Genomic DNA, 12,767 nt, shown 5'->3' on the forward strand with positions numbered 1-12,767 from the left:
ACATGTACGATGAAAATCCGTCCGCTGACATAGTGTCAGCGGACGGATTTTTTAATCTTGAATCGGACGTTTTTGTTCGTCCAATGTAAAGCCTTCTCCCATCACGTCATGAACTTCCATTAACGATACAAAGGCTTCCGGATCGACAGAGTTGATGATGTTTTTCAGTCGGATCATTTCGTTTTTCCCAACTACACAGTAAAGGATTTCACGGTCTTCCTTTGAAAAATGTCCATATCCTTTAAATACCGTCACGCCTCTGCCCATGACAGTGCCAATCATTTCCGCCATTTCATCTGGATAATTCGTGACGATAAATGCCCCTCTCGCCGAGTAAGCACCTTCCTGCACGAAGTCAATGACCCTGGCGCCGACAAATAAAGCGACCAACGTATACATCATGGAACGATAATCCAAATAAACCGCCCAGCTCAGTAAAATAACAACTGCATCAAATGCAAACATCGTTTTTCCCATTGTGATGCCGAACTTCTTATGAGCAAGCCGTGCAATGATGTCCGAGCCGCCAGTCGTACCGCCGCTTCTAAAGATAATACCGAGGCCGACACCGATAAAAACACCGGCGAATAAAGAAACAAGAAACAAATCGCCCTCCATATGAATCTGCATTTGATACTTCATGAAAATTTTGATGAATACCGAAACAGCAACCGTTCCAATTACCGTATATATGAAAGATCTTCTACCCAGCATCTTCCACCCAAGAAAAAACATCGGAATATTTAGCACCAAGTTCATTAGAGCAGGATCCCATTGAAACGCAAATAGCAAAATCAGTGTAATCCCAGTGAATCCACCTTCCGCCAATTCATGCTGAATCGTGAAGTTGACGAGCCCAAAACTAAAAATGGCTGCACCAAGTAAGATTAACAATATATTGCGAATACGGATGCCAGAAAACAACGACAACACTCCTTCTATGACAAATATAATTTCCCATTTAACATAATCAAGGATTGACAGTACAATTCTATTTAACTCCTCGATATGCAGGACCTAAGCACAAATCACGCGCCTGCTCACATAGTAATCTTTCCCCGCGATTTGACCAATATAGACAGTATGTGCTAAATATTTTATTTTGACAATAGTGAGTAGAATGCATACGATAGAAAGGGGAGTTGATATAGTAATGGAACCATCCAAATCAATGGTACAATTACAACAAGATGTTGATGCATACATAACAAGTTTTAAAGAAGGCTATTTTCCTCCAATGGAACTAATGGCAAGATTGACGGAAGAGCTAGGCGAATTATCTCGTGAAGTTCAAGATCGCTATGGTATGAAGAAGAAAAAATCTTCGGAAGCCGTACGGACACTTGAAGAAGAAACAGGCGACCTATTGTTTGTCCTGATTTGCTTCGCTAACTCGCAAAACATAGATTTAACGGAAGCACTTGAAAATGTACTGACGAAATTCAACACTCGAGATGCGAATCGATGGACGAAAAAGGAGGAAATGGAATGACGATTAAATTAGCGATAGCTGGCGCACGCGGACGAATGGGTGGCACAGCAGTTCTGGCCGCGAATGAAGCAGCTGATATAGAAGTGGTGGCAGCACTCGATTACAAATATGATGGCCAATTTTTACATAATGAAACGGTAACAGAAATGGAAGATGGGATACCGATTTATACATCACTAACTGCATTAAAAGCAGCACATAATCCCGATATCTTGCTCGACGTCACGGATCCAGATGCTGTTTTCGTAAACGCAAGTGAGGCATTAACACTCGGCATGCATGTCGTCATCGGGACGTCTGGCCTGACAGCGGAAATGTTAACGGATTTAGAGAGACTTTCGAAGGAACGGCAGAAAAGCTGTATCATTGCGCCGAACTTTTCGATCGGTGCTGTATTGATGATGAAATTTGCCCAGCAGGCAGCCCGCTATTTAGGCGACATCGAAATACTCGAAATGCATCACGACCGTAAACTGGATTCTCCGTCCGGCACAGCAGTCAAAACAGCCGAGATGATTCGGGAGGTGCGTGCAGCGCATATTCAAGGGCATCCTGAAGAGCAGGAAACGATTCCGGGAGCTAGAGGCGCAGATATAGAAGGAATGAAAATCCATAGTATCCGACTTCCCGGGCTGCTTGCGCATCAAGAAGTATTACTTGGAGGAGAAGGCGAACTGCTGAAGATACGTCATGATTCATTCGATCGGAAATCATTCATGCCAGGGATTTTGCTGGCTATTCGTGAAGCGGTCTCGACAACACAGTTCGTTTACGGACTAGAAAAGATTATCGACTAAACTTCGGCAGTGAGGCGGTTGAACGTATGCAACAACAAAGAAGATTAAAAGTAGGCGTGATTTGTTATCCCTCATTAGGTGGTTCGGGAGTGGTGGCAACAGAACTTGGGAAGAAAATGGCAGATAAAGGTCATGAAATGCACTATATAACATCCAGCAAGCCTTTCCGTTTTCTGGATGCCCATCCGAATATCCAATTTCATGAAGTGAAAATTGAAGGGTATGCTGTGTTTAAGTATCCACCCTATGATATCGCGCTCGCTAACCGCATTGCGCAGGTTATTCAAACTGAAGGGCTTGACTTACTGCACGTTCATTATGCTGTACCACATGCGATTTCCGCAGTTTTGGCTAAAGATATGGCAGACTCGGCGATCGGAATCATCACGACACTTCATGGGACGGATGTCACCATTTTAGGTTATGACCCCGCGCTGAAAAACACATTATCATATGGAATCAATAAATCAGATCGAGTCACAGCAGTTTCAGATTCACTAAAAAACGAAACGATTGAACTGCTGCATCCGACGACAGAAATCGAAACGATCTATAATTTTATCGACGAAGAAAAATATTTTCCGCATGAAACGGTATACCTGCGCGAAGAGCTTGGGATTGCGCCGGATGAAAAAATATTGATTCATATTTCGAACTTCAGGAAAGTGAAGTGTATTCCCGACATCATTGAAAGCTTTGAATTAATCCGCCGGAAGCATAACGTCAAATTGCTGTTAGTTGGCGAGGGACCAGAAAAATTTGAGTTGGAGCAGGATGTGCAGAAGGCTGGACTTCAGGAAGACATTTTATTCTTAGGTAAACGGGACGACCTGCCAGAGCTGCTGTCGGAGAGCGATGTCATGTTGCTGCTATCAGAAAAGGAAGCGTTCGGGCTTGTCTTACTCGAAGCTTTCGCGTGCAGAGTCCCTGCCGTTGCAACGGCAATCGGCGGCATACCGGAAGTGGTGGAAGACGGTTATAATGGTTTTCTTGTCGAATTGGGTGATGTACAAGCGGTTGCGGAGAAAGTTTCTCAGCTTTTAACGGACGATCAGCTGTATAAGCAAATGCAGGAAAAAGCGGAACTGACTGTGCAACAACATTTTAGTTCAGAATACATCGTTTCACAATACGAAGCATTATATTATGAAGTGGCGGAGATGAAATGACAACTTCTTTTGGTTCACTTGCGAGTCGTGAAGTGGTTCAGCAATTACAATCGGCGGGCTACGAAGCTGTATTTGTCGGAGGAGCAGTGCGAGATTTTGCGTTAGGCAAGGAGCCTACCGATATCGATATCGCAACGTCTGCTACGCCTGAACAAGTCAAAGAGGTATTTGACCATACAATCGATATAGGCATCGCACATGGAACGGTGTTAGTTCTCATGATGGATGAACCGATTGAAGTCACTACCTTTCGGACGGAAGGTACTTATAGCGACCATCGGAGACCCGACGAAGTCTTTTATGTCACTTCACTGAAAGAAGACTTACAACGTCGTGATTTTACGATTAATGCGCTGGCAATGACGCTGGAAGGTGAAATGGTCGATTTATTCGGAGGGCTTGACGACCTGGAGAAGCGCTTGATCCGCTCTGTAGGTTGTCCGGCTGAACGATTTAGCGAGGATGCATTGAGAATTTTTCGGGCATTACGCTTTTCGTCTGTTTTGGATTTCCGAATCGAGGAAAAGACTTTGGAAGCGATGAAAAAGCTGGCACATGAATTGAGTCATATCGCCATGGAGCGCATCAAAGTAGAAATGGATAAATTATTGCAAGGGAAAAACTCTTCGATCGCTTTCCAATACAGCAGGGAAATCGGATTGCCGACGCTTTTCCCAAAATTATTTTCTTCTTTTGCTCAGCTGGATTCGTTCACACCTTTTTTGAATGCACGTCATGGCTGGGCTGCGATGCTCTTGCTCAGTAATGTTTCGTCGGCAGAGTTCGCGAGGAAATTTAAACTTTCGAACGAAGAGAAACGTTTTCTAAAGCAAATAGAGGAAGCATCTGCCATCCGGGTCGATCATTCGTTCCAAGATCTCGAACTTTATCGATATCCTTTGGAAGTGCTTGACATTGGTGAAAGAATCCATAATGCTCAATTTCCAGATGAAACGACACGGACTCTCGAACAATTAGCCGAACGGAAAAACAATTTACCGATCAAGCAGCGTTCAGAGCTTGCGTTCACCGGCAATGACCTGCTCGTTTGGTTGGGGCGGCGTGGCGGGAAGTGGACGAGCGAATGGATTGGAAAAATTGAGGAAGCAGTTGTGGAAAGAAGAGTTGAAAACGACGCAAAGGCGATAAAGGAATGGTTTTTATATGAAATTTTCCGTGAAGAATGAACTGTTGAAGAGACTGTTTGCTGCGCAGGGAAAACCGGTGTCCGGACAAGATATTGCCGATGAATTCGGTCTTTCTCGCACCGCAATTTGGAAATACATTAAAGAATTAGAAGAAGAGGGCTATGAAATTGGCTCGTTGCGTAAAAAAGGCTATTATTTAATTGAAATTCCTGACATTGTCAATCAGGCCAATATTCACGAGCATTTAGAAACGAAAACATACGGTCAGACGATCCATTATTTTAAAACCTGTCCAACGACCCAGAAAATTGCCCACGAAGAAGCACAAAACGGTGTAGAGGACGGGACGTTGATCATTTCGGAAGAACAGACAGCGGGGAAAGGCCGACTTGCCAGACCTTGGACGTCAAATGCAGGACGAGGCATTTGGATGAGTCTGATCATCCGACCGAATCTTGCGCCTCAACAAGCTCCGCAGCTTACTCTTGTGGCTGCTGTCGCGATTGTGCGTGCGATTGAAGACATAACCGATATCCATCCGGTCATTAAGTGGCCAAATGATATTCTGATCAACAATAAAAAAGTGACGGGCATTTTGACGGAGCTGCAAGCTGACCCAGACCGTATAAAAGCTGTTATTCTTGGCATGGGCATTAACGTTAACCAAGATCTGACGGATTTCCCGGAAGAGTTGCAAACGATTGCTACTTCATTGAAAATTGAAAAAGGCGAAGAAGTTGATCGGGCAAAACTGGTGGCCAAAATCTTGGAGTACTTGGAGCAATACACATCACTTTATGTGGAGAAAGGTTTTGCTCCTATAAAACTATTGTGGGAAAGCTATGCCTCGATAACAGGCAAGCGTGTCCGGGCCAATATGGTGAACGAAACTGTTGAAGGCGTGGCACTTGGTATTTCGGCAGAAGGAATGTTGGAGCTACAACTGGCTGACGGATCGGTCCGGGGAATTTACTCTGCCGATATTGAAGTGAAAAATTAAAACTATACAGAATCTTACTGTTTTGATATAGTATACATCGAAGGGCGGTATCATTGAAGAGCTGCACCTGTTTTGAAAATGAAATAGTGATGAGATCTGCCTTGATCTGCAAAGACAGGGACGGAGGACGCAATTTATGTACGCTTACGCAACCCTTCTGTCCAATTTTGGATCAGCAGGGTTTTATTTTTGTTTTAAAGATAAATAGCCCCCGCTGAAATTCGTTAAAAGGAGAAGATGAACAGTGAAATCAACAACGGATTTTTCAAAGATGAAAGTCGCTGGTGAAAAGATCAGCATGCTGACGGCTTATGATTTTCCAACAGCACAAATCGCAGAACAAGCGGGGGTCGATGTACTTCTCGTCGGCGATTCTCTTGGGATGGTCGTATTGGGCTATGATTCTACAGCACTTGTGACGTTAGAAGAAATGATTCATCACGGAAAAGCGGTTAGACGAGGCGCTAAAGAAACATTTGTTATTGTCGATATGCCGTTCGGTACGTATCACGGATCGGAGGATACTACACTACAGCATGCACTGCGCTTATTCCAAGAAACAGCTGCGAACGCGCTAAAGGTAGAAGGCAGCGGTGCAGTAGTTGATAAAATCAATTTACTGACGTCTGCTGGAATTCCGGTCTGTGGGCACTTGGGGCTCCTTCCTCAGTCGGCAGGTGTTACTGGCGGATATAGAGTACAGGGCAAGACAGCTGCAGCAGCGAAACAATTGATCGAGGATGCAAAAGCATGTGAAGCGGCTGGTGCGTTCATGATTGTCTTGGAATGCATTCCTTTCCAACTGGCAAAAGAAGTGGCGCAGGCCGTTTCGATTCCGATCATCGGTATCGGGGCCGGTGCAGATACCGATGGACAAGTACTTGTGTTCCATGACATGGTTCGCTATGGTAATCACAAATTGCCGAAGTTTGTAGAAAGCTATGCCGATGTAGGTAAAGATATCGAAGGAGCAATAAAGCTCTATAATATGGCCGTAAAAGAGGGGGCATTCCCTTCCGAAAGCCATCGCTTCACGATGAAAGAAGAAGAACTCGATGCTTTATACGGAGGTAAAAAGTTATGAATGCGGCTGGTACGATGCGAATCGTCCGCACGGTGAATGAGCTGCAAGCTATAGTGAACCCAAAACAGCGCAATGGCCGTACAGTTGGTTTTGTGCCAACGATGGGTTTTCTTCATGAAGGTCATCTGACGCTGGTGGAACATGCGAGAAGAGATCATGATATCGTTGTCATGAGCATTTTCGTCAACCCGGCGCAATTTGGTCCTGGTGAAGATTATGAAGCATATCCACGTAACGAGCAACGTGATGCGGACCTTGCATCTGCAGCGGGCGTCGATTATTTATTTATCCCATCTGTAGAAGAGATGTATCCTAATAAGAGCACGATTCGTATCCTTCCTGGAGAGCAAGCGACGCGTCTATGCGGTGCATCCAGACCCGGCCATTTCGATGGCGTGTTGAAAGTGTTGTTGAAACTATTTAATATCATTGATCCGGATGAATCATATTTCGGAATGAAAGATGCGCAGCAGTTGGCGATCATTGAAACGTTCGTGCGTGATTTTAATTTACGGACGGTGATCTCCCGTGTTCCCACGGTACGGGAAACAGACGGGCTTGCGAAAAGCTCCCGAAATGTTCGTTTGACAGAACAGGAGCGGAGTGAAGCAAGCGCGATTTATAAAGCATTAAGTCTTGGAAAGAAAAGTTACTATGACGGAGTACCATTGCAAGAAGTAGAAAAGATCATTCGGACGGCTATTGAAAAAGACACGTCAGGAACGATCGACTATGTGACCGCGCTAGCTTATCCTTCATTGGATGAAAATTTCAGTGAAGCGGAGGAAGTTATTATCGCGGCAGCTGTGAAATTCACTTCAACACGATTAATAGATAATATTATTATGTCAACCATAAAGGATGAGAAAAATGATTAGAACGATGATGAATGGAAAAATCCACCGCGCAACAGTTACGGAAGCCAATCTGAATTATGTGGGCAGCATTACCATCGATGCAGCATTACTCGAAGCCGCCGGCATGTTGCCGAATGAAAAAGTGCAGATCGTCAATAATAATAATGGTGCACGCTTTGAAACTTATATTATCGAAGGGGAACTAGACAGTGGCGTGATCTGTGTCAACGGAGCGGCAGCGCGTCTCGTGCAGCCGGGAGATATTGTCATCATCTTGAATTATGTCTATTTATCTGATGAAGAAGCACGCGTACATCAGCCGAATGTCCTAATCATGGATGAAAATAATCGCATAAAAGAGCTGATTACCGAGAAGCCTGGCGTCGCTCTTCTCTAGGAATGCAAAAAGGGAACTTATTTGAGAAACTTCAAATGGGTTCTCTTCTTTTTGGGTAGAGGGAAGACGTGAGTAGCTGATCCAAGTATGATACAATTTGCTAGAGAAACCAATACAGGAAGTTGATGATGGTATGTCTACAAGCAAATATGCAGTTGTTGATCTGGAAACAACGGGTCACTCACCTTCAAAAGGCGACCGGATCATTCAAATTGCTATAGTCTTTATTGAAAACAATCAAATTATCGATACATATATGCGTTATGTTCATCCGCAACGCACCATTCCACCATTCATCCATCAACTGACTTCAATCGGTGATGAAGATGTAGCGGACGCGCCTCCTTTTGAAGAGATTGCCGAGGAGGTGGCGGATATGCTTGCGGGGTGTGTGTTTGTTGCACATAATACCGACTTTGATGTTTCCTTCTTACAAAAAGAACTCGTGCGCTGCAGGGTATCGAAGTGGCAGGGTAAGAAAATCGATACGGTAGAGCTTGCGAAGATTTTATATCCGACATTGCCGGGATATCGATTGCAGGATATTGCGGAAGCTCTGAACATACCACTGCACCAAGCACATCGAGCAGACGATGATGCAAAAGCTACTGCAGAATTCTTTTTAAAAGCATTGGCTAAGATCCATGATTTGCCGAAAGAAACGCTCGGTCGGCTGCATGAACGTTCATTTGCAATGAAATCGGATCTGTCGACATTGTTTTATGAAGGACTGCGCTCTGTACAAAGCAAAGAAACAGCTAATGAGTATTCATTGTTTCGTGGGATTCCTTATCGGAAAGAACAGGAGATGGCACCATGTCCTACTGAGCTGCCGACATTCCCTTCGAGTGACGAAACAAAAGAACAATTTTTACAGAAGATCAATGCCAAGTATCATGTGAGAAGAGGCCAAGCCGAATTAATGGATTTGACATGGCAGGCTTTTGTAGAGAAGAAACAAGTGGCTGTCGAGATTCCGACAGGTGTTGGAAAAACCATGGGCTATTTAATCCCTTCAATTATTCAGGCGTCTGCTACGAAAAAACCGATCGTCATAAGCACCTACACAAACCATTTGGTCGACATGTTAGCGGAGGAAGTGCAGAATCTTGGGAAAGCGTTGCAAATGAACATTCCGACTACTGTTGTCAAAGGAATGGCGAATTACATTTCATTCGGAAAGTTTGAAGAGTTATTACGTTTCAATGATGAGGTCTATGATGACTCCATAACGATCATGCAAGTGCTGGTCTGGCTGACGGAGACGACAACAGGTGATTTGGATGAAGTGAATGTTTCAGGGGGCGGTCAGCTGTTTATAGACCGAATTCGCAAGCGTTCCATGAAGTTGAAACGGGATGAGCGAGTGGTCGATTTTTATTCGCGGACTTTGGAGCGTTGTCGAAATTCGATGCTATTGTTGACGAATCACGCGATGCTGATGAACGACAAAGAGCGACACACGCCCCTGTTCCAGTCGGTGGGAGGACTTGTGATCGATGAGGCACATCAATTGTATCAAGCGGCCATTCGAACGCAGGAGCAAGTTTTCTCCTTTACAAATTGGAAGTACGTGATGAGCCAATTGAATTCATTCAGCAATGGGCAATTGCTTTTTGATATACAAGAGATCCTGACGCGTTTTCATTTCAACCATAGGCATTCCACTGAAAAACTGCAGAGTGCGTATGACGCGTTCATGCTTGCTTTTGATGAGTCAATGCTGATCTTGGCGAACACGAAAATGGAGCAGGAGAACCGTCGGACGACACGTTCAGTGAAACCCCTGAAGAAGCATTTGCTGCAACATGAAAGCTTCCGTGTGGTGCTGCGGAAATTGAATGACTTTTTGCATGCCGCAGAAAACTATATCAGACCTGTACAGCAGCACGCGAGTGAACTGACACTTGACGAACAAGCCGCGCTGAATGAATGGCTGTATTGGTTGGATGAAATGAAAATAAAAGCAGTGGATTGGGTAGAGCTTTTTTTGGAGGATACCGAGTCTCATATGACAATTTGGATGGAAAGAGACAGCAGAAGCTTGCCTGGGAGTTTGCAGATTAAAAAGAGCCCGATTCATGCAGCTTCCGTTGTCCGTTCATTCATTGATCAATTTGAAGGGCAGGCGGGGATCGTCTGGACGTCCGGTACGTTAACAGCAGGTCAGGACGAACGATTTGTGTTGGATCAAATGGGTGTGCCTGAAACGGTTCCGATTTATGTATTTGATGCGCCAAGCGATTTTTATGCAGGGGCGAATACGTTTATTGTGGAGGATATGCCAGATATACAGCAAGTTTCAGACGACGAATACATTGCGGCAGTTGCTGATGCCTTGATTCAGACGGCCGTCGCGATTGATGGACGTGTGTTTGCTCTGTTCCTATCCCACGATATGCTGAAGAAAACATACGAAGAAATCGTGGATAGCGAATCGTTACAGGATGAATATACATTAATAGCGCAAGGTGTAAGTTCAGGCAGTCGGCACAAGCTTCTTAAGACATTCAAACAATCAGAGAAAGCGATTCTGTTTGGAACGACAAGTTTCTGGGAAGGCGTTGATGTTCCGAGTGATGAGCTGTCAGCTGTTGTCGTCGTGAGATTGCCGTTCACCTCTCCTGAAGAACCTCTCTTTAAAGCGCGTTCTGCTGCATTGCAGGCAGAGCAAAAAAATGCATTCACACACCTCGGCTTGCCGGAAGCAATCCTTAGATTCCGACAAGGATTCGGCCGACTGATCCGCTCTTCAGATGAACAAGGATTTTTCATCATCCTAGATCGGCGAATCGATACAAAATCATACGGCAAATCATTCTTGAATGCATTACCACAGTCTCATGTAAAAAAAGTATCGCTAGAGAGTCTGGTGAATGAGATAGAAAATTGTTATACTGATTTATGAAAGTGTAAAGCGCCGTCTAGCATCGACAGGCGTTGGAGGGCTTGAAAATAAAGGTGTTTTTTACCTTTAATTTAAGTCCGAAACGACCCGAGAGGCTGGCGCTTAAAGCTAGATGTCTCAAAATTGGTTTTACCAAAATCGAAAGTAGGTTAGAAAATGAATCGAAAAAAATTGGCGGTTCATTCGACAGGAAGGGTTGCTTATGCTCAATTGGATTAAGTTTTTATCCATCTTTTTATTCACCCTTTTTGTAACGATTACGATCATAGTTTTTTATCAAGCTGAAAAGCCATTTGCTTCTACAAGAGATGCAGCGATGGATCTCGTGCTCAGCGAAGGAGCGCTTACGACAGTGGACCGGGCAGATATTTATCATGGCACCACCGCATTGGTCTCTGTTTATGGTACAGATGAAAAAGGCAAGAACAAAGTAATTTTAGTGGATGAAAAGGCAGGAAAAGTCGTCCGTACGATTACGCCCTCTACAGGCATTACAAAGCAACAAGCCGCAGACATCGTTAAAAAAGAAGATAAGGTCCAAAAGATCCTACACACTTCACTCGGAATGGAAAAAGAAAACCTTTTTTGGGAAGTGACATATCTTGGGGAAGATGACAGTTTGAATTATGTCTATCTTAATTTTAAAGATGGCAAGTGGCAAAAGCGAATTATGCATTTATAGATTACTGTTGAATTAGGATTAAAGGAGAGCGGTCAATTTGAGAAAACAATTAGCATCGAGAGTAAGTACTTTAACACCATCTACAACACTAGCGATTACTGCGAAAGCAAAAGAAATGAAGGCATCCGGCATTGATATCGTCGGACTCGGGGCGGGCGAACCGGACTATAATACGCCTGAAAACATTTTGGAAGCAGCTTATCAATCGATGAAAGATGGCAAGACGAAATATACTCCAGCCGGCGGTCTTCCGGAATTGAAAGATGCGATAATTGGCAAATTGAAAACAGATCAAGGGTTGACGTATGAACGCAATGAAATACTGGTTGGCGTCGGTGCGAAGCATGTACTATTTACCTTGTTTCAAGTATTGCTGGATAAAGGCGATGAAATTATCATCCCATCACCTTATTGGGTGAGCTATCCAGAACAAGTAAAGTTGGCAGAAGGCGTGCCGGTATTTATCGAGGGGACGGCAGCTGAACAATTCAAAGTGACGGCAGCACAAATTAGCGAAGCGATAACGGAGAAAACCAAAGCCGTCATCATCAATTCGCCGGGAAATCCGACAGGCATGATCTACACGAAAGAAGAATTGCAGGCGATCGCGGATGTGTGCCGTGAAAAAGACATTTGGATCATTTCGGATGAAATCTATGAAAAACTCGTTTATGATGGCAAACAGCACGTGTCTATTGCACAATTGTCAGAAGACGCAAAAGCGCGTACATTCATCATTAATGGCGTATCGAAGTCTCATTCGATGACGGGCTGGCGCATTGGCTATATCGCGGGTGACGCAAGCGTTGTAGGCGCGATGACGAATTTGGCGAGCCACTCGACTTCAAACCCTGTAACAACATCACAATATGCGGCGATCGAAGCATATAACGGTCCGCAAGATGCAGTCGAAATCATGCGTGCTGCTTTTGAATCCCGTATGAATCAGATTTATCCGAAGCTCTCGGCTATTCCTGGTTTCCATGTGTTGAAGCCACAGGGCGCATTCTATTTCTTGCCTGACGTAAAGGAAGCACTGGAGCATACCGGCTTTGCATCCGTCGATGAATTCGCAAAAGTGCTGTTGACAGAAGCAAATGTAGCGGTAATTCCTGGGTCCGGTTTTGGATCAGACACGACCATTCGGTTATCCTACGCTACATCGATCGATCAGCTTGAAAAAGGCGTGGAACGTATTGAAAAGTTTGTAAAAGATCACTGGAAAGCTTAACC

The 12,767-nt window shown here is 44.3% G+C and carries 12 protein-coding genes; 11 read left to right on the plus strand and 1 reads right to left on the minus strand.

Annotated elements, in window-relative coordinates; genetic code table 11:
* Positions 1-51: 51 nt before the first annotated feature.
* Positions 52-924: a YitT family protein gene (locus H7J92_RS09940; RefSeq protein WP_078816471.1), complete on the minus strand. Its 873-nt coding sequence runs from the start codon at positions 922-924 to the stop codon at positions 52-54.
* A 229-nt stretch (positions 925-1,153) separates the two neighbouring features.
* Here H7J92_RS09940 and H7J92_RS09945 point away from each other — a divergent pair, with 229 nt between their 5' ends.
* The 11 genes from H7J92_RS09945 to H7J92_RS09995 all read left to right on the plus strand — a co-directional run bounded on the left by H7J92_RS09945 (position 1,154) and on the right by H7J92_RS09995 (position 12,765).
* Positions 1,154-1,492 (plus strand): nucleotide pyrophosphohydrolase, encoded by a 339-nt coding sequence (locus H7J92_RS09945; RefSeq protein WP_040758173.1) that lies wholly within the window; start codon positions 1,154-1,156, stop codon positions 1,490-1,492.
* A complete protein-coding gene (dapB, locus tag H7J92_RS09950) occupies positions 1,489-2,289 on the plus strand; it encodes a 4-hydroxy-tetrahydrodipicolinate reductase (RefSeq protein ID WP_221836798.1) in 801 nt (266 codons plus the stop codon). Before H7J92_RS09945 ends, dapB begins: the two co-directional genes overlap by 4 nt.
* A gap of 26 nt (positions 2,290-2,315) precedes the next feature.
* The gene (bshA, locus tag H7J92_RS09955) at positions 2,316-3,458 is read left to right on the plus strand and encodes an N-acetyl-alpha-D-glucosaminyl L-malate synthase BshA (RefSeq protein ID WP_221836802.1); all 1,143 of its coding nucleotides are present in this window, start codon (positions 2,316-2,318) and stop codon (positions 3,456-3,458) included.
* Entirely contained in the window at positions 3,455-4,645 is a 1,191-nt protein-coding gene (locus H7J92_RS09960) for a CCA tRNA nucleotidyltransferase (protein ID WP_009497120.1), read from the plus strand. Before bshA ends, H7J92_RS09960 begins: the two co-directional genes overlap by 4 nt.
* A complete protein-coding gene (locus H7J92_RS09965) occupies positions 4,623-5,606 on the plus strand; it encodes a biotin--[acetyl-CoA-carboxylase] ligase (protein ID WP_221836805.1) in 984 nt (327 codons plus the stop codon). Before H7J92_RS09960 ends, H7J92_RS09965 begins: the two co-directional genes overlap by 23 nt.
* Before the next feature lie 244 nt (positions 5,607-5,850).
* A complete protein-coding gene (gene panB / locus H7J92_RS09970; protein WP_221836807.1) occupies positions 5,851-6,690 on the plus strand; it encodes a 3-methyl-2-oxobutanoate hydroxymethyltransferase in 840 nt (279 codons plus the stop codon).
* A complete protein-coding gene (gene panC, locus H7J92_RS09975) occupies positions 6,687-7,568 on the plus strand; it encodes a pantoate--beta-alanine ligase (RefSeq protein ID WP_009497117.1) in 882 nt (293 codons plus the stop codon). Before panB ends, panC begins: the two co-directional genes overlap by 4 nt.
* Positions 7,561-7,944: an aspartate 1-decarboxylase gene (panD, locus tag H7J92_RS09980; RefSeq protein ID WP_221836810.1), complete on the plus strand. Its 384-nt coding sequence runs from the start codon at positions 7,561-7,563 to the stop codon at positions 7,942-7,944. The genes panC and panD overlap by 8 nt, the downstream gene beginning before the upstream one ends.
* Before the next feature lie 133 nt (positions 7,945-8,077).
* On the plus strand, positions 8,078-10,852 hold the full coding sequence (gene dinG / locus H7J92_RS09985) for an ATP-dependent DNA helicase DinG (RefSeq protein WP_221836812.1): 2,775 nt from the start codon (positions 8,078-8,080) through the stop codon (positions 10,850-10,852).
* Positions 10,853-11,054: 202 nt separating this feature from the next.
* Entirely contained in the window at positions 11,055-11,534 is a 480-nt protein-coding gene (locus tag H7J92_RS09990; protein WP_221836814.1) for a cell wall elongation regulator TseB-like domain-containing protein, read from the plus strand.
* 37 nt (positions 11,535-11,571) lie between these two features.
* Complete coding sequence (locus H7J92_RS09995; RefSeq protein WP_221836815.1) at positions 11,572-12,765, plus strand: pyridoxal phosphate-dependent aminotransferase; 1,194 nt, start codon at positions 11,572-11,574, stop codon at positions 12,763-12,765.
* Positions 12,766-12,767 lie beyond the last annotated feature (2 nt).

The sequence above is a fragment of the Sporosarcina aquimarina genome, from assembly GCF_019748715.1.
Taxonomy (GTDB): Bacteria; Bacillota; Bacilli; order Bacillales_A; family Planococcaceae; genus Sporosarcina; species Sporosarcina newyorkensis.

Coding starts and splice junctions, on each gene's coding strand:
- H7J92_RS09945 (WP_040758173.1), top strand. CDS start 1,154: ATGGAACCATCCAAATCAATGGTACAATTACAACAAGATGTTGATGCA.
- dapB (WP_221836798.1), top strand. CDS start 1,489: ATGACGATTAAATTAGCGATAGCTGGCGCACGCGGACGAATGGGTGGC.
- bshA (WP_221836802.1), top strand. CDS start 2,316: ATGCAACAACAAAGAAGATTAAAAGTAGGCGTGATTTGTTATCCCTCA.
- H7J92_RS09960 (WP_009497120.1), top strand. CDS start 3,455: ATGACAACTTCTTTTGGTTCACTTGCGAGTCGTGAAGTGGTTCAGCAA.
- H7J92_RS09965 (WP_221836805.1), top strand. CDS start 4,623: ATGAAATTTTCCGTGAAGAATGAACTGTTGAAGAGACTGTTTGCTGCG.
- panC (WP_009497117.1), top strand. CDS start 6,687: ATGAATGCGGCTGGTACGATGCGAATCGTCCGCACGGTGAATGAGCTG.
- panD (WP_221836810.1), top strand. CDS start 7,561: ATGATTAGAACGATGATGAATGGAAAAATCCACCGCGCAACAGTTACG.
- dinG (WP_221836812.1), top strand. CDS start 8,078: ATGTCTACAAGCAAATATGCAGTTGTTGATCTGGAAACAACGGGTCAC.
- H7J92_RS09990 (WP_221836814.1), top strand. CDS start 11,055: ATGCTCAATTGGATTAAGTTTTTATCCATCTTTTTATTCACCCTTTTT.